Here is a 16,923-nt window from a genome sequence, read left to right on the forward strand (position 1 = left end):
TCCGTCACGCTCCGGTTTCGGAGTGGTTGCTCCCCGGACGGTTGCTGCTCACCGGACGGCTGCCGGGCGGCAGCACCCGCAGCAGGTTCTCCCGCAGGATCAGCGCCTGCTCGGCGGGACGCACCCCGGCGAACGCCTCGCCGCCGTCCACGACCTGCCGCACCAGCCGGGTCAGCCCGCCGGACATCCGGTTGAGCGGCCAGTCCGTGCCGAAGAGGATCTTGTGGCTGATACCCAGCCGGAACAACCGGTTCAACGCCCGCGGCCAGCCGCCGAGCGCCGAGGTCCCCGCGAAGCCGCCGATGTCGAGGTAGACGTTGCGACGGTAGGCGGCGAGGTAGGCCGCCGTGTCGACGTGGGTGACGCCGCCGTGCCCGAGGATGAACTGCACGGACGGGAAGTCGCGGGCGGCCCGGTCGATGTGCAGCGGGTGAGCCGGATCGAAGTCGAGGCTCGACGCCGTGGGCCCGGTGTGCACGAACACCGGCAGCGAGCGCGCGGCGCAGACCTCGTAGTACGGGTAGAGCGCCTTGTCCGAGGGCGAGTAACCGCACGGCGGATAGAGCTTGATGCCTTCGAACCCGTAGTCGTCGACCATCCGGTCCAGCAGGTCGGCGCCTTTCGCGCCGCGCCGCGGGTCGACCCCGATGAACACCCAGAAGCGGCCCGGATGGCGCAGCCGTATCCCGTGATGCCGCTCGGCCATCTCCTCCAGCGACAGCGGGCACTGCATCCGCAGGCTGAGATCGGGCACGAGCAGCACGGCGCGCTGCACGCCCGCCTCGTCCATCTCGGCGACCAGCCGGTCGGCGTCGTGGTCCTGATGCTGCGCCACGTAGCCGTCCAGCAGTCTGCGCATCGGGACGTCAGCACCCTGAGCCTGGAGGCGGCGGTGCACGTTGCCGACGACGTCCTCGACGAACCGCTGCGGGATGAAGTCGGTGGACGCCACGTGGCAGTGACCGTCGTAGACCATCGTGCGCGGCGGCGGCACATCAGGCTGCGTCACGTCAGGCTGCGTCGCCTGAGGCTGCGCCATCGTGGGTTGCGTCATGGGAGGCAGTGGCGGATCAGGGCACGCACGCTGGTTCCGCCGTTCGCGTCGAAGGTCCCGAAGTCGAAGGTGGCGCCGGTCTCGTCCTCAAGGTAGGAGATGAGCGCCACCAGCCCCATCGAGTCGAGCAGCCCGGTCCCGGCCAGGTCGGTGTCCGGCCCGGCCTGCTGCGCCGCGCCCTCCTCGGTCCAGTCCCGCACCCAGTCCAGCAGGTTCTTCTCCAGCGCGGCGGGGTCGACGTCCGCGTTCACATGCCCTCCCTGGGTTCGCCGCCCGGCTTCCCGCCGAGCAGCCGCAGCGTGTTGCCGCTCATGATCCGCCGCCGGGCCGAGGCCTTGACGTCGCGGAAGACCGCGGTGTCGCCGGTGAACTCCTTGACCAGTTGGCCGAGCGAGGCGGAGAGCCGGAAGGCCGGCCAGCAGGTCCCGAACAGGATCTTGTGGTCGATGCCCTGCCGGAACAGGCCATTGAGATGCGCCTGCCAGCCGTCCGCGTTCAGCACCGCGTGGAACTGGCTGATGTCCAGATAGACGTTCGGCCGGTGCCAGCACAGATATGAGGCCTCTTCGACGTGCGTCACGCCGCCGTGGCCGAGGACGAAGTTCACCGCCGGGAAGTCCCGGGCGGCCTCGTCTATCATCAGCGGCTGCCCGTAGGTGAAGTCGAGCGGCCCCCAGCCGGGGCCGGTGTGGCTGAGCACCGGCAGGCCGCGCTGCGCGCAGACTTCGAAGTAGGGGTAGAGCCGCCGGTCGCTCGGCGAGTAGCCGCACGGCGGGTAGAGCTTCAGCCCGGCGAACCCGTACTCGGTGACGCAGCGCTCGAACAGTTCGACGCCGTCCGGGCCGCAGCGGGGGTCGACACCCCAGAAGACTTCGAACCGGCCCGGGTGCCGGCGCAGCACCCGGTCGTGCAGGGCGGCCAGTTCCGGCGCGCTCAGCGCGCACTTGGCCGCGTACGTGAAGTCCGGCGCCAGCACGACGGCCCGGTCCACTCCGGCGGCGTCCATCTCGGCGACCAGGCGATCACCGTCGGGGTCCTGATACATACCGAGTACGCGTTCGTGGATCTTGTCCCGGCTCACCTTGTACCCGTACGCGGCCATCCGGTGGTAGGTGTTCTCGGCCTGCTCGTCGAGGAAGGCGCGCGGGATCGCGAGCTCGGTCGCGAGGTTCACCTGCGCGTCCACGATCTGCGCTCGCGCCGCGGTGGAGTCGGCGGCTGAGCCAGGAGCATCCACGCCGGTCACCCGTTCGCCCCTTCGGCGGCCTGCCGGGCGAAGTAGTCGGCCGCGAGGCGCCGGCTGAGCTTCAGGTTCGCCGTCATGAACCGCGGGTCGGCGCGCAGCGGCTTGTCGCAGAACACCACCGAGGCGATGCGCCGGTACGAGTCAAGGCTCTGGTTGACCTCCTCGATCCGCAGCCGGATCGCCTTGCGCAGGTCCTCGTCGGCCGGATCGTCCGGCGTGACGATCGCGCCGAGCCGGTTGGACTGCGGCGTGGGCACGACGACGAGCTCGGCGAGCCGGTCGATCCCGGCGAACGCCGCCTCGATCTCGGCCGGATGGACCTTGCGGCCGCTGCCCAGCGCGATCACGTCCTTCTTGCGGCCGATCAGGGTGAGGTAGCCGTCGGCGTCGAGCGAGCCGTAGTCGCCGGTCGCGATCGAGCCGCCGGCCAGGAACACCTCGTCGCCCTCGCCGGCGTCCTGGAAGTAGCCAAGGCTCAGCGGCGCCGGGCGGTTGATGAGCAGTTCGCCGTCGGGCAGGAACGTCATCGCCTGCGGGTCGATCAGCCGGCCGACCGTGCCGACCCGGTACGCGTCGGGCGTGTTCCAGGCGATCATCCCGCACTCGGTCAGCCCGTACGCCTCAAGCAGCGGCACCCCGCCCGCCCAGAACCGGTCCAGCGTCTCGCGCCGGATCGGCGCCATGCCGGTGATCAGGAATCTGACGTTGCCGCCGAGGAACTCGCCGAGCGACGCGCCCGCGCCGGTCTTGCCGTACAGCTGGATCGTCGCGTCGTAGAACACCGGCGGCCCGATGACGAAGGTGGGCCGCTCCGCCTTCAGCGCGGCGAAGACCCGGTTGTAGGGCGCCAGCACGAGGTCCGCCCCGGCCCACAGACAGCAGTAGACGGACAGCCGCTGCTGGTAGTTCGACAGCGGAAGGAAGATCAGGTGACGGTCCGCGGCGCTGATGCGGTAGGCGTCGATGAACCGGCTGATGACGTATTCGGTCCCGCCAACGCTGATGTTCAGGCCCTTGAGTTTGCCGGCGGTGCCGGACGAGTAGACCAGGCTGTGCAGGTCCTCGTCGCCGATCGCCGGGGCGTCGGCCGCGCGTCCCGCCGGGCCGTCTTCGGGGGCGAACACGTGGTCGTGCCCGGATGGCACACCGTCCGCGATCAGCAGGGCAAGCCCGTGCCTGCGCACGAACGCGTCCGGATCGTCAAGAGCCGTGTCGTCGGCGAAGGCCTTGACCAGCGCGCCGATCTCGTTCGCCGCCAGGTCCCACGACACCCAGTCGACGCTGTTCTTCGCCCGGATCCCGATCAGCTGTCCGGCGCGCACGCCCGCCTCGGTCAGCTGCCGCGCCCGCGCCCGGACCAGGTCGGCGAGTTCGGCGTGCGTGAGCGCGCGGCGTTTTCCCGCGCCGTCGATCTCCACCACGAGCGCGCTCTTGTCGCGGCCGTAGCGTTCGGCCAGTTCTGCCAATCGCATGCTTTCCGTTCCTTTACCCTCGGTGGGCCGCGGACGGCTCGAAGAGTGCGGATTCAAGGTGCGCGGCGAGTTCGGCGAGCCGCTGTGCGACGAAGTAGGCGATCCGGCCGCCGACCATGTCCTCGTACGCGCCGCTGCCGGTGTCCCAGTCGACGTGGACGGTCACCGCGCAGCCGCCGTCGTCCGCGCGCCGGACCGAGACGGTGCGTTCGAGCCTGCGCCACAGCCAGCAGGGTTCTGCGGAAAGCGCGACGCCGTCCGGCAACTGCCCGACCCGGTCGGTCCACACCACGAGGTCGTGCCCCAGCGTCCCGGCGAACCCGGGATCGGGTCCCGGCGCGGCCTCGTCCTGCGGGAGCAGGGCGAACGGATCGAGCAGCCGCGGCCGGTCGCGCAGCCGTTCCAGAACCTCGTCGGCGGACGCGTCGAGTCGCAGCACGCGAACTATCGGAGCCTGCGTCAGCTCCTCTTCCGCCGCCGACGCGTTGCCGGCCTTCGAGCGGTGCGCGCTGAGCGCGACGAGTACGTTCTCCAGCGCGTCCAGCCCGAAGTCGAGGTCTTCCATCGAGATCACCAACGGCGGCTGGATTCGCAGCACCTTGGGGTTGTAGAGCGAGTAGGTCGAGGTCACCCGCGCTTCGAGCAGCAGCCCGAGGGCCGCCCCGGCCAGGGCCTCGTCGTGGAATTCGAGGCCGTGCATCATGCCGAGTCCGCGGTGTTCCCGCACCAGGCCGGGAAAGCGGACGGCCAGCGCTTCGAGCCGTTCATCGATGATCAGGGCCTTGCGCTCGACGTCGGCCAGGAACGCCGGCTCGGACGCGATCTCGACCGCTTCGAGGCCCACCCGGCAGGACAGCGGGTTGCCGCCGAGGCTGGAGCCGAACGTGGAGGGCTGCTCCCGCAGCGCCTTCCACACCTCCTCGGTCCCGATGACCGCGGAAATCGGCAGCATGCCGCCGCCGAACGCCTTCCCGATGCACACCAGGTCCGGGGTGATCCCGAACCGTTCGAACGCGAAGAAGGTGCCGCAGCGTCCGAACGCCGTCTGCATCTCGTCGAGGATCAGCAGCGCCCCGGCCTGCGTGCACAGGCGGCGCACCTCGCGCAGGTACTGCGGCGGCGGGACGATCACGCCGCCCTCCGCCTGGACCGGCTCCAGCAGGACCGCGGCGGTATCCGCGTCGAGGGCGGCCTCAAGTGCCGGCAGGTCACCGAACGGGACCTGCCGGAACCCGTCAAGGAACGGGCTGAACAGCGCGGCGTGCTCGGCTCGGCCCGAGGCGCTCAGCGCGCCGAAGGTCTTGCCGTGGAAGCAGTCAACGGCGGTGACGAAGCCGGGGCGCCCGGTGGCGGCCCGCGCCAGTTTGAGCGCGTTGTCGATCGTCTCGCCGCCGCTGTTGGCCAGATACGCGAACGGCAGCCGGTTCCCGGTCAGCCGCGCCAGCCGCTCGGTGAGCCGGATCTGCTCCCGCTCGAACATGATCTTGGTGCTGTTCAGCCGCCCCGTGTCCAGCTGCTCGCGCAGCGCGGCGACGACGCGCTCGTGCGAGTAGCCGAAGGACTGGTTTCCGTACTGGTCGAACATCGCCAGGAAGCGGTTGCCGTGTTCGTCCACGACGTGGCTGGCGCGCCCTTCGCCCTGGACGCCGCAGCCCATGACGAAGGCCATCGTCGAATAGACGGGATGGTTGTGCGCCGCCTTGCTCTCGGCGAGGATCTGCCGCTCGGTTCGCATGGACCTGTTCCTGTCAGTCGGCGTCGCGGGCGCGGGCGTGGTCGTCGTAGTCGTGGAAGAAGTACTGGAGCGGCACGTTGCGCCCCTCCCGGTCCGCGCGCGCACGGCGGCCCGCGTCGGGCAGGTCGAGTACCGCGACCACGCTGAGCGGGGCGCCGAGGAACCGGGCGTCCCGGTACGCGGGGCCGACCGGGACGAACCCGATCTGCCGGTAGAAGCCGCGCAATCCGCCGTCCTGCTCGGCGAAGAAGTCGCCGAGGACGTGCGTGGCCGCGTATTCGGCGATGCTGAACAGCAGCGCGGTGCGCATCAGGGCCATGCCGATCGCCTTGCCGCGCGCCCGCGGCACGGTCATCAGGTGGCCGAACTCGACCAGGCGGTTGCCGGGACGCAGCGCCGCGACGTCGACCATGTCCTCGCACGGCAGGCCGGCCTGCGTGTCGGGCACCACCTTGATCGTGCCGACCGGCTCGGCGCCGTCCGCGGCCAGGATGTACACCGCGTTCCCGTCGAACCTGTCGAAGGTGTCCGCGGTGTCGGAGGTGTCGCCCAGCCGCCCCTGGTCCTGGACGTACACCTCGTCACGCAACTTGATCACGTCGGACTTGTCCGCCGGCGATTCGGCGATCCGGAACGTCACTGTGTCGATCGCCGCTGCATCCATCGCCGCTGAGTTGATCGCCGCCGCGTCCATCGCCACTGCACTCGTGTCCACCGCGGACGCTGCGTCTAGTGAGGACTCCATCGTGTCACCGGCCCCGGACCAGTTCGCGGAAGTACTTGACATAGCCCGGCTGGAAGTGGATCAGCCGGTCGCGAACCTCGGCGTGCAGCTCCGGCAGGCGCTCGATCGGCAGATTCGGCATCAGGTGGTGCTCGACGTGGTAGTTGTTGCCGTTGGTGAACCAGGTCATCAGCCGGTTGGAGCGGATCGTCCTGGTGTTCGCGAACGGATCCTCGCTGAGCGTCTCGCAGCGGAAGTGCTCCGGCAGCTCGATCGCGGCGTGCACCGGACCAGCAACGAGCACCAACGGCAGCAGCCACACCCATACGACGGCGGCTGAACCCGCCGCCGCCGACCACGCCACGGACCCGAGGAGCACGGCCAGGATCACGTAGTGGTCCCGGCGGATGCGGCGGGAGGTCGACGCCGTCTCCCCGGCGAACTCCCGCCCGCGCACCGCGCGCAGCGAACTCGCACCGAACGCCGCGTAGTGGCGCAGCATCGAGAAACGCAGCAGCCAGGAGAGCGCGACGCCCGTCCGCGACCGGTCCCCCTGCACGCCGTACTGATCGCCGTAGTCGAAGAACTCGCGGTTCGCCGGTGTCCCGAGGTCGCGGTGGTGCCGAAGATGCGTCGCCCGGTACGCCGAGAACGAGATGAGCATCGGGATGCCGAGGACGATGCCCGCGACCGCGTTCGCCGCGCGGTTGCGCAGGCCGAGGCCGTGCAGGGCCTGGTGCTGCAACTCGGCCGCGTGCGCGAACATCAGCCCGAGCAGGAGGGTGCCGGGGATCCGCGCGGCGATCGGGGCCTGGAGCGCGAGCAGCGCGCCGAGCGCCGTCAGGGCCGCGCACAGCGCGAGTTTCAGGACGAAGGCCGTGCCGACGACCTCGGTGCGCAGGTGCTTGACCGTCGCGCGCACCTGCGGTCTGCCGGGCGGCCCGCCGCCGGCCGGATACCGGACTGAGGTTGGTTCCATGATTTCCCCGTCGTATCAGCGGTCTTACGTCACGTCAGCCGGCACGGTCGCGCACCAGCTGCGCCAGCCCGGCGACCGTGGGCGTGTCGAACAGGTCCCGCACGGCGAGTTCCACGCCCGTCGCGTTGCGGATCCGCCCGATCAGGCGGACCGCGGAGAGCGAGTGCCCGCCCTTGTCGAAGAAGCTGTCGTCGATGCCGACCTCGGTGTTGCCGAGGATCGCGGTGAACAACCCGAGCAGGGTCTCCTCGGTCTGGTCACGCGGCCCGCGGCCCGGCTCGGCCGACCCTGATCCGGCCGACCCTGATCCGGGCGCGTCCGCGCCGGGCGCCGGCAGCGCCGCGCGGTCGAGCTTCCCGCTCGGCGTCAGCGGCAACGCGTCCAGAACCACGACCGCTGAGGGCGTCATGTGCGCCGGCAGCGTCTCCGCGACCGTCGCCCGCAGCCGCGCGGGATCAACCGGCTCACCCGGCCCGGCGACGACATAACCGATCAGCCGTCTGTCGCCCGGTTCGAACTCCAGTACCGTTGCCGCCGCGCGCGCCACACCGGGACCACGCGCGAGCGCGGCCTCCACCTCTCCCAGTTCGATGCGGAAACCGCGCAGCTTGACCTGATTGTCGGCGCGGCCGACGAAGACGAGTTCGCCCGCGCCGTTCCAGCGCACCAGATCGCCGGTGCGGTACATGTGCGCGCCCGGGTCGGCGAAGTGATCGGGCACGAACCGCTGCGCGGTCAGCTCGGGCCGGTCGAGATAGCCCTTCGAGACCCCGGCGCCGCCGACGTGCAATTCACCGACGGCGCCCACGGGAACGAGTTGCCCGTGCGGATCCAGCACGTACGCCCTGACGTTGCGCAGCGGCGTGCCGATCGGCGGCGCCGCCGCCTGAGCGGGCGTCAGCGGCTCGCTCATCGCGGTCGAGATGGTGGCCTCGGTCGGTCCGTAGCCGTTGAACAGCCGGCACCGGGTGGACCAGAGCTCGATGACCCTCGGCGAGCTGGCCTCCCCGACGACAGACACGGTGATGCCGGCGGGTAGATCCTCCGGCGACATCACCTCCAGCGCGGACGGCGGCAGGACCAGGTCGTTGACGCCGGTCCGCGCGACCAGCCGGGCGAGCGCGGGCCCCGGGGCCAGCTGCTCGGCCGGCGCGCCGACCAGCGTGCCGCCGTTGAGCAGGGACTGCGTCATCTCCCCGACGAAGGCGTCGAAGCTGGCCGAGGCGAACTGGAGCGTGCGGCCGGACGGCCCCGAGCCGAGGCGGTCGATCATCGCGGCGGTCACGTTGACCACCCCGCGATGCCCGACGACGACTCCCTTCGGCACGCCGGTCGAACCCGAGGTGTAAATGACGTACGCGGGCCGATCCGTCGGCGGCGGCTCGGCGAAGTCCTGCTCGCCCAGGTCGTCCTCGGACAGCTGCGCCAGAGTCCTGACGAGGTCGTCGTCGTCGAGGACGAGGCAGTCGCCGCCGATCGCGGCGGCCAGGGCGGCGGTGGTCGAATGCAGCAGCGTCACCACCGGCTTGGCGTCGGCCGCCATGAACGAGATCCGGGAGACCGGGTAGGCGGCGTCCAGCGGCAGAAAGGCGGCGCCCGACTTGAGCACCGCCAGCGCGGCGGTGTGCAGGTCGAGCGAGCGCGGCAGCGCCAGCGCGACCACGCGGCCGACGCCGGCGCCCCGCGCCACCAGATGGCGGGCGAGGCGGTTGGCTCGGCCGTTGAGCTGCGCGTAGCTGAGCGTCACGCCGTCGAACTCAAGCGCGGGGGCGTACGGCGTGCGCTTCGCCCACGCCTCGAACAACCCGTTCACCGTCGTATCCGGGGTCTGCGACGCCGGCCCGGTCCCCCAGGCCAGCAGCCGGTCGCGCTCGGCCGGGCCGACCAGGCCGAGCCGGCCGAGCGCGGCGTCCGGACCGGCCGCGAGCACCCCGTCCAGGAAGTACAGCAGCCTCTTGAGATGATCCTCGGCCTCTTCGGGCCGGTACAGGTCCGGGTGGGTGTCCAGGTGGATCTCCAGAGCACCGTCGGACGAGACCTGATGGAACGTGACCGTCAGATCGTCGGTGGCGACGCGTGAGACGTTGCGCACCGTGGCGGGGTGACCGGCGAAACCGAGCTTGTAGTCGAAACCCAGGACATTGAGCACCGGGCCCCATAGCGCACGACCGCGTGCCCCCGGCCCCAGGTCCCGCACCAGCTGCTCGGACGGATAACGGCAGTGCTGGAGCATCTCGCGCGCGTCGCGCTCGACCTGCCGTAAGTACTCTGCCACGCCGGTCCCCGGCTCGGATCGCACGCGCAGCGGCAGCCCGTTGGTGAGCATGCCGGGGACGCGCTGGTCGCCCGGCGTCATCCGCGCCGCGATGGGCAGGCCGAGGACCACCTCGTCCTCGCCGGTGAAGCGCGCCACGTAGGCGCCCATCACGCCGATCGCCAGCGTCGTCCACGCGACGCCGAACCGCTCGGCCGCCAGGCGCAGACGCTCGGTCCGCTCCGGCCCCACGGCGACGCGATGGTGCTGGATACCGCGGGTGCCCGGCAGCCGCGTGCCGGTGAGCCTGACCGGTTCGGGCCGGTCGCGCACCTGCTCCAGCCAGTAGTCGCGGTCCCGGGCGTACCGCGCGGACGCGCGATAGCGCGCCTCACTGTCGAGGAGCGCCTGGAACGGAAGGAAGCCCTCGCCGTCGTCGGGCAAGCCCTCCACGAGAGCGGTGTAGACGGCGGCGGTCCGGTTGTGCAGCAGGGCGAGGCTCCAGCCGTCGACGACGGCGTGGTGGACGCGCCGGTAGAGCGTGAAGCGGCGGTCCTCCAGCTTGAACAGCGCCGTGGTGCACAGCGCGCCGCCCGTCAGCTCGAAAGGGCGGCCGGTGTCCGCCGCGATCCATGCCCCGGCCGCATCGTCCGGGTCGGACTCGCCGGAGAAGTCGAGGTAGTGCAGCGGTTCGCCGGGCGCGGCCCGCACGTACTGCCCGGGACCGTCAGGGGTGGAGGTCAGGCGCAGGCGCAGCGATTCCGCCTCGGCCTCGACCCGCGCGTGCGCGGCCCGCATGAGCTCCACGTCCACCGGGCCGTCGATGTCGACGCAGTCGCTGATGCAGTAGGTCGGATCCGCGGGATCGAGCGCCTGAGCGAACCAGATCCCCGACTGGGCTTCGAGCAGTGGCAGGATGCGAATGTCTTGGTCCAACAACTGGCGCCCCTCACCTGTGGACTTGAAGTCCCCGGATGCCCCGTCGTGCCTCCATCGACGTTCCAGGACGGCGAAATCCCGACGGCCGGCCCGCGGCTCCCCGACCACGGACGCGACCAGTACATGCGAACCCTGCTTCGACGGTCCCAATGACCTTCGACGGGATGTACCGGGACTGAATCTAACAGCCATGTCTATCAGACGCCATACTCGTATGCGATAGGGTTTGCCCGACTACGAAGCCTGATCGACAGATGCGTACAGGAGCACATGTGGTCACCCCCGCGCGATCCCCCACCCCGGCCTCGGCTTTCGCCACGCACCCCGCCCCCACCCCGAGTCCGAGTCCGAGCCCGAGCCCGGCCTCGACACCGGCGCCCGCGGCCGTGCCCGTCCCGGTGGCCGACATCTCAGCGCTTTTCGACATCTACCAGTCGGGCGTCGTGTTCCACTGCCTCTGTGCGGTGACCCGCCTGGGCGTGGCGGACGCCCTGGCCGCCGGCCCGCGCCCGGTCGGCGCCGTCGCGGCCGAGGTGGGCGCGGACGAGGACGCGCTGCGCCGGGTGCTCACCCTCCTGGCCGGTCACCGGTTCGTCACGTTCGACGCCGCCGGCGACGCCGCACTCACCGGGCCGGGGCTGCTGTTGAGCAGTCGGCATCCGGCGTCCCTGAGCGCGACCTTCGCCACGCTGGGCATCTCAGACGTCGCGCACGCCCTGACCGACGTCGTGAGGACCGGCCGCGCCGCCGCGCCGCAGGTGCTCGGCGCGGGGTTCTGGGACTACCTCGGTCAGCGTCCTGCCGAGCAGGCCGTGTTCAGCGCGGCGATGGCCGAGCAGGCCCAGTTGCTGTCATTACCCTGCGTAGACCTGCTCAGCTGGCCGGCCGAGGCGACGATCGTCGATGTCGCGGGCGGGACCGGCGCCCTGCTCGCCGCCGTGCTCCAGGCGGCTCCTGACGCACGCGGGATCCTCGTCGACCAGCCCAGCGTGCTCAACCGTGCGCGCGAACGGATGCGGGACGCAGGCGTCGCCGATCGCTGCGACGTGTCCGAAGGCGACCTCTTCGGGCCGCCGCCCAAGGGCGACCTGTATCTGCTCTCCCGGGTCCTGCACGACTGGAACGACGAGCACGTGGTCCGGATCCTGCGCGCGGTCGCCGCCGGAGCCGCCCCGGCCGCCAGGCTCCGGGTCTTCGAGGACCTGCTGCCCGAAGGCACGCTGCCGAGCCCCGTCCAGAGCTGGTCCGATGTGGTGATGATGGCGCTGTACGACGGTGCACGAGAGCGGACGCTTTCGCAGTTCCGCACCCTGTTCGACCGCGCGGGCTGGCGGCTTGAGCGAGCCGTGGCCGGGCCACCCGGTATGAACGTCATCGAAGCGCAGCTGCTGAGCTGATCCGCCGAACCCGCCTCACCCGACCGACTCACCCGATCGGCCCCACCCGCCGGACGATCAGTACCCCCGACTGGTATGCGGCGTACGCGGATAACACGAACGGCGGATAGCCGAGATAACCCGGCAGCGGCATCTGGAACAGGTGCGGCGCCGAGTCGAAGTACGGCACGTGGTAGGTCCACATGTACCCGGCCGAGCCGTTGTTCCATCCCTCCCAGAACGCGCCTGCGGTCAATCCGGCCAGCGTCAGCGCCAGCCACGTCCCCCACCGCCCCGCCTGTGCCTGCCGGATCAGGCTCCTGCCGCCGAGCGCGGCGTTGAGCGGGTCGAGCAACAGGAACCACCCGAACCAGACCGGCACGAACGCGACGCGCGGCCACAGCATCGGCGCCGCGAGGCACACCGCTCCCGCAACACTCAGCCCGCCGAGCGCTCCCGGAGCCAGCCGAGGCAGTCGCGGGCCACGCGATTCGGCCAGACGGGGGATGCTGCGGAAGAACGCGGTCGTCACCCACAAGACCGGCCCGACGGTCGCGAAGGTCGCGGCCTGCACCAGGTCGAACGTGAGCCTGCCGTGCCGGGCGCGCGTCAGATACGTCCAATCGCGCAGTGCATGGTTCTCGATCTCGAAGGAGAACCAGAACGCGCCGCCTGCCGCCAGCAGCGCAAGCCAGCGCACCGGCGGCCCGGTAAGCAGCGACCTGCCGGTCCTCGCGTACCCGAGGCCGTCGACGACCAGCACGTAGCCGGCCCACAGCAGGATGAACAGATCCTCCGAGTACGCGCCGGACACGGTCCAGTACGCAGGCCAGGACGCAGCGATCAGCAGCAGCCCGATCCACCCATACAGCGGCACCCGCCGAACGAGCGAATCACGCATCACCGCTGACGCATTCCTCACCCGAGCCTGATCATCCATCCGGACCACGACGTCCACTATTCCCGCGGCTCGCCACAAGTGCCAACGCGGTGCCGCTGCGGCCGTCACGCTCCGCCGACCCCCTGGGACCGCCTTGGACCGCCCCTGGACCGCCCTTCTGGGCGGCCCTTCTGGGCGGCCCTTTCGTGCGGCCCACTGCGCCCCAACGGCGGCCGTTCGGCCATACCCCCGCCAAACGCGTCAGCCTACTGTTTCAACCGAGGGGGCAACAGCCGAAGCCGAAGCCCGGGGGCGTTTCCGGCAGCCGATCCAGGAGTTGGTGAGACGCGCATGCCAATCAGACCTCATCGGCAACACGTTCCGCACCGGCGGGCCACCGCGCCGCGCCGAACGGTCCAGCGCCTGATCGGTGCGCTCTCGCTGCTCACGGTGGGGATACTGCCAAGCGGGCCATTGCAGGTGAGCCTGCTGCCCGCAGACCCCTCCTTCGGCCCGTCCATCACCGTCACTCCCGGGGAGACCACCCGCGACCAGTTCACGCAGTTCACGGTGAGCGGCGGCGACTTTCCCCTGGGAACGGTGACCATCAGGCTGCGAGGCACGGTGGCGGGAACGGTGCAGGCCACCTCGCCGGACCCGAAGGCCACGACAGGCGGCTTCGACGCGACGAACTTCCCGGTGCCGGCCGACGTGGCGGTGTGCGGCGACGCAAACCCCGTCACGGTCGACGGCTTCACCAACGTCCAGTTCAAGATCACCGTGTTCTGCCCGACGCTCACGATCACGCCGAGCCCCGTGTTCTCCGGCGGAACGCCGACGGACCTGGCCGTCACCGGCAGCGGTTTCGGCGGCAACGGTTTCGGCGGTGGCCGGACCGTCACCTTGGCCGTCGACGACCAGGTCCCCCCGACCTCCGCGAGCACCGACGCCAACGGCAACCTGACCGGGGTCACCCTTGCCCAAAGCGCCCTCGCCTGCGGCACACATCAACTCACCGCGACGATCCAGCCCCCCGCCCCGCCGCCACCGCCCAAGATCCGCATCCGGAGCCTGACGGCCCCGACATACCCGCTGCCCGCCGTGACGACCCCGATCAGCGTGCTCGGCTGCGCGTCCTCGGATCCGGCCCCTGAGATCTCCACCGAACCCTTCGACACGGGCATCGACCAGTTCACGCTGTTCTCCGTGCAGGGTCGCTACCTGGCCGCCGGGCCGGCGACTGTCAAGCTGGACGACGTGCCTGCGGGCACGGTCACCGTGGGAACGGACGGCTCCTTCCCCGACACGGTCTTCGCGGTACCCGCCGGGGCCGCGAAATGTGGTGAGGACACTGTCACGATCGACGATGTGAGCCCGGCCGTCGCCAGCTCCACTATCGCCGTGTTCTGTCCTTCGCTCACCGTCACGCCGAACCCGGTGTTCTCCGGGGGCGCCGCAACGGACCTGAACATCGCAGGTACCGGATACCCCGGTGAACGCGATATCGACTTCACCATCGACGGTCAGGACTTCGGGACCGTCACGAGTGGTGCGGACGGATCGGTGAGCCTCACGGTCCCCGGTATCGCCCTGGCCTGTGGCGACCACCAAGTCGTGGGCACGGCGATGCGCAGCGAGATCGGGTTCGTGGACCGGGCCGCCGAGGCGGCGGACACCATAACGGACGACCCGCAGATCCCGGCCTCGGCCGATGTCACCGTCCTGGGCTGCGCATCGTCACGCACTCCCCCGCAACTGCACGCCGTCCCGATCGAGACGACACTGCACCAGTTCACCCGGTTCACCGTGGACGGCTCGCTGCTGCCCGCCGGGCCGGCCACCATCAGGCTGCGGGGCGTGGTCGCGGGCAAGGTCCAGGTCGGCCGCGGCGGAACCTTCCCCACGACGGACCTGCGCGTGCCGGCCGCCGCCGCGTCCTGCGGTCAGGACTCTGTGACGATCGACAGCGGCGGGCCGGTGCTCGCCACGGCGTCGATCGCCGTGTACTGCCCGTCGATCACGGTCACGCCGAACCCGGTCGACTCCGGCGGCCACGCGGCGGTGCTGAACCTAACCGGCGTCGGATTCCCGCCGAACCGGATCGTCAACCTGGGCTTCGACGGAAAGACCCACACCACCGTGTCGAGCGACGCGACGGGCTCGATCCGCGGCACCATCCGCGGCATCGCCCCCGCCTGCGGCCGGCACCAGGCCATCGGCACCGCGCAGCCGCCCGCAGCCGCCGTAAAACTCCCGCAGGCCTTCCTGCCGGTGAGCGCCGCCACGCAGGTCGTCGTGGTCGGCTGCGCCAGGCTCATCGCCGATCCGGCGGTCGTCCAGCAGGGCATGCTCACCCACGTCACCGGAACCGGCTTCCTGCCGAGGACGCCCGTGACACTCACCTGGCAAAAGCCCGACGGGACGGCGGTCACCGCCTGCTCCCCCAACACGGTCTCCGTCCCGGCCCTGAAGACCGACGCCGCCGGACGCATCGACGTGTTCTGTCTCGCCTTCCTGCACCAGGTGCTCGGCACGCTGCGGCTGAGCGCATTGCAGAGCCCTGAACAGCAGACGGCACCCGTCGTCGTCGAGGACGGTCCAATGCAGCCCTCGACCGGTGACCAGTTCGTATTCCGCCGCTGACACGATCACAATATCAGGATATCCGGAACAACATCCGACCGGCCGGCGGCCATTTACCTGTATTCGCAGCTCTTAGCCACTCTACCGATAATTGAAAGTTACTCTTCACGCGGGAGGCGTACACCCGGTCAGCCGAAATCGGCGATTGGGATATTGCACCCCGGGTAATGCGCTGCCACCCTGGCGGGCAAGGCTTCGGGTGAACAAGTGATCTGCATGTCGGAGGACTGCGATGATGCCATGGCGCTTGTGGGGCACGACCACCGCGATCGCGGGCGGCCTGCTTCTGGTGTTGGCCAACACGGCTCCCTCCGACGCGCTGAGCGCGGCCCCGGCGGCGGCCGCGACACCCACCCCGACCTCGATCCCCACCCCGACTCCCTCTCCCACCGCGGTCGCGACGTCGTCCCCGACGCCGATCCCGAGTTCGACCCCCACGCCCACTCCGACCGGGACGTCGCCCGCTGAGCTGGTCTACGTCGCGAACGCGGATTCGGGCCCGGTGACCGCTTACTCCCCGGGCAGCTCAGGCGCCGTGACGCCGGTCCGTACCGTCTCCAATCCGCAGAACTCGAACACGGTGTGGATTCCGTGGGGCGTCACCTTCGACAACTACGGGAACCTGTACGTGCAGACGTTCCTGTCCGACGCGACCACGTTCGTCTTCCCGCCGGGGGCGACCGCGACGACCCCGCCGTCCCGGATCTTCCAGGCGGACGCGCCGGACAACCGCAGCGTCGCCATCGACGCGCACGGCTACGAATACGTCGCCGGCGGCCAGGCCGGATGGACGATCGCGGTCGAACCGCCGGGCGCCAGCGGCGTCCCGGGCAGCCTCTACCACGTGCCGCCGCTGCGCACCATCACGCTGAACGACGGCTTCATCCCGTGGCCCAGCATCCTGACCACGGACAACCAGAACGAGGTCATCGGCGCCGTCACGGGCACGCAGGCCAATGCCATCGAGGTCTTCACCGGCGGAGCGACCGGCGGCAGCACACCGGTCAGGACCATCTCCGGCCCGGCCACCGGCCTCGGAGCGTGCGGCTCGCCGTGCGCCGAGCTGTCGATCGCGTACTCGCCTTCGACCGGCCGGATCTACGTAGCGGTCAGCGACGGCGCGTCGACGCGCATCAACGTCTTCGCCGGTAACGCGTCCGGCGACGCCCAGCCCATCCAGACCATCGAGGGTCCGGCGACGGGCCTGGCGGGCAACGTGATCACAGGACTCGCCGTCAGCCGCTCCACCGGCACGATCTACGCGATGGTCAAGAGCTCGCAGTTCGGCGCCGGGCAGGTCAACGCCTACGCATCGCTCGCGCAGGGCAACGCCGCGCCGCTGCACTCGTTCACCGACGCCGGCTCGGCCTTCACCGACGCGGCGGGCATCGCGATCAGCCGGTGAAACGCGAACGAAATTCAAAATTCGCGTTCTTATCCCGCTTTTACACCGGCTCCTGCACGCTCTGCCTGGATGCGAGAGCATCAGGGTTCTGTCCAGCTGGCACGCGGACGAATCCGGGCCCGTTGATTTCGTGCGCGCCATCAGCACCCTTCAGTGAGCCTGTTTTCAGCCCGGCGCCTCGTCAACCCCGTGCACTGCGTCGACGCAATCGACAGA

The 16,923-nt window shown here is 70.4% G+C and carries 12 protein-coding genes; 3 read left to right on the top strand and 9 right to left on the bottom strand.

The annotated features are described in order from the left end of the window. Positions 1-4: 4 nt before the first annotated feature. From VGS97_RS09145 to VGS97_RS09180, 8 genes are read right to left on the bottom strand one after another with little or no spacing between them, the layout of a single operon-like run. Positions 5-1,054 carry an amidohydrolase family protein gene (locus tag VGS97_RS09145; protein ID WP_326852871.1) on the bottom strand — a complete coding sequence of 350 codons (1,050 nt, stop codon included), beginning with the start codon at positions 1,052-1,054 and terminating at the stop codon, positions 5-7. Then, positions 1,051-1,305, bottom strand: a complete 255-nt coding sequence (locus VGS97_RS09150; protein WP_326852872.1) for an acyl carrier protein — start codon at positions 1,303-1,305, stop codon at positions 1,051-1,053. The genes VGS97_RS09145 and VGS97_RS09150 overlap by 4 nt, the downstream gene beginning before the upstream one ends. Continuing rightward, the gene (locus tag VGS97_RS09155; protein WP_326852873.1) at positions 1,302-2,300 is read right to left on the bottom strand and encodes an amidohydrolase family protein; all 999 of its coding nucleotides are present in this window, start codon (positions 2,298-2,300) and stop codon (positions 1,302-1,304) included. The genes VGS97_RS09150 and VGS97_RS09155 overlap by 4 nt, the downstream gene beginning before the upstream one ends. Further along, positions 2,297-3,772, bottom strand: a complete 1,476-nt coding sequence (locus tag VGS97_RS09160; RefSeq protein ID WP_326852875.1) for an AMP-binding protein — start codon at positions 3,770-3,772, stop codon at positions 2,297-2,299. Before VGS97_RS09160 ends, VGS97_RS09155 begins: the two co-directional genes overlap by 4 nt. A 13-nt stretch (positions 3,773-3,785) precedes the next feature. After that, complete coding sequence (locus VGS97_RS09165; RefSeq protein WP_326852876.1) at positions 3,786-5,507, bottom strand: aspartate aminotransferase family protein; 1,722 nt, start codon at positions 5,505-5,507, stop codon at positions 3,786-3,788. Positions 5,508-5,520: 13 nt separating this feature from the next. Further along, positions 5,521-6,252: a GNAT family N-acetyltransferase gene (locus VGS97_RS09170; RefSeq protein ID WP_326852877.1), complete on the bottom strand. Its 732-nt coding sequence runs from the start codon at positions 6,250-6,252 to the stop codon at positions 5,521-5,523. Between the two features lie 4 nt (positions 6,253-6,256). After that, complete coding sequence (locus VGS97_RS09175; protein WP_326852878.1) at positions 6,257-7,210, bottom strand: fatty acid desaturase family protein; 954 nt, start codon at positions 7,208-7,210, stop codon at positions 6,257-6,259. Between the two features lie 34 nt (positions 7,211-7,244). Next, positions 7,245-10,403: an amino acid adenylation domain-containing protein gene (locus VGS97_RS09180; RefSeq protein WP_326852879.1), complete on the bottom strand. Its 3,159-nt coding sequence runs from the start codon at positions 10,401-10,403 to the stop codon at positions 7,245-7,247. A gap of 272 nt (positions 10,404-10,675) precedes the next feature. Between VGS97_RS09180 and VGS97_RS09185 the strand changes: the two genes are divergently transcribed. Next, positions 10,676-11,800, top strand: coding sequence for a methyltransferase (locus VGS97_RS09185; protein WP_326852881.1), 1,125 nt, complete (start codon positions 10,676-10,678; stop codon positions 11,798-11,800). A 28-nt stretch (positions 11,801-11,828) separates the two neighbouring features. Here the strand turns inward: VGS97_RS09185 and VGS97_RS09190 are convergent, their stop codons facing one another. Further along, on the bottom strand, positions 11,829-12,680 hold the full coding sequence (locus VGS97_RS09190; RefSeq protein WP_326852883.1) for a hypothetical protein: 852 nt from the start codon (positions 12,678-12,680) through the stop codon (positions 11,829-11,831). A gap of 330 nt (positions 12,681-13,010) precedes the next feature. Here VGS97_RS09190 and VGS97_RS09195 point away from each other — a divergent pair, with 330 nt between their 5' ends. Both VGS97_RS09195 and VGS97_RS09200 read left to right on the top strand, forming a co-directional pair. Next, positions 13,011-15,302: a hypothetical protein gene (locus tag VGS97_RS09195; protein WP_326852884.1), complete on the top strand. Its 2,292-nt coding sequence runs from the start codon at positions 13,011-13,013 to the stop codon at positions 15,300-15,302. 235 nt (positions 15,303-15,537) lie between these two features. Next, the gene (locus VGS97_RS09200) at positions 15,538-16,707 is read left to right on the top strand and encodes a hypothetical protein (protein WP_326852885.1); all 1,170 of its coding nucleotides are present in this window, start codon (positions 15,538-15,540) and stop codon (positions 16,705-16,707) included. Positions 16,708-16,923 lie beyond the last annotated feature (216 nt).

The sequence above is a fragment of the Actinocrinis sp. genome, assembly GCF_035946395.1.
Taxonomy (GTDB): domain Bacteria; phylum Actinomycetota; class Actinomycetes; order Streptomycetales; family Catenulisporaceae; genus Actinocrinis.

What these genes read in the sequence shown, in the direction of transcription:
- VGS97_RS09160 (WP_326852875.1), bottom strand. Translation starts at nt 3,772, where the DNA reads ATGCGATTGGCAGAACTGGCCGAACGCTACGGCCGCGACAAGAGCGCG.
- VGS97_RS09200 (WP_326852885.1), top strand. Translation starts at nt 15,538, where the DNA reads ATGCCATGGCGCTTGTGGGGCACGACCACCGCGATCGCGGGCGGCCTG.
- VGS97_RS09190 (WP_326852883.1), bottom strand. Translation starts at nt 12,680, where the DNA reads ATGCGTGATTCGCTCGTTCGGCGGGTGCCGCTGTATGGGTGGATCGGG.
- VGS97_RS09165 (WP_326852876.1), bottom strand. Translation starts at nt 5,507, where the DNA reads ATGCGAACCGAGCGGCAGATCCTCGCCGAGAGCAAGGCGGCGCACAAC.
- VGS97_RS09170 (WP_326852877.1), bottom strand. Translation starts at nt 6,252, where the DNA reads ATGGAGTCCTCACTAGACGCAGCGTCCGCGGTGGACACGAGTGCAGTG.
- VGS97_RS09175 (WP_326852878.1), bottom strand. Translation starts at nt 7,210, where the DNA reads ATGGAACCAACCTCAGTCCGGTATCCGGCCGGCGGCGGGCCGCCCGGC.
- VGS97_RS09145 (WP_326852871.1), bottom strand. Translation starts at nt 1,054, where the DNA reads ATGACGCAACCCACGATGGCGCAGCCTCAGGCGACGCAGCCTGACGTG.
- VGS97_RS09195 (WP_326852884.1), top strand. Translation starts at nt 13,011, where the DNA reads ATGCCAATCAGACCTCATCGGCAACACGTTCCGCACCGGCGGGCCACC.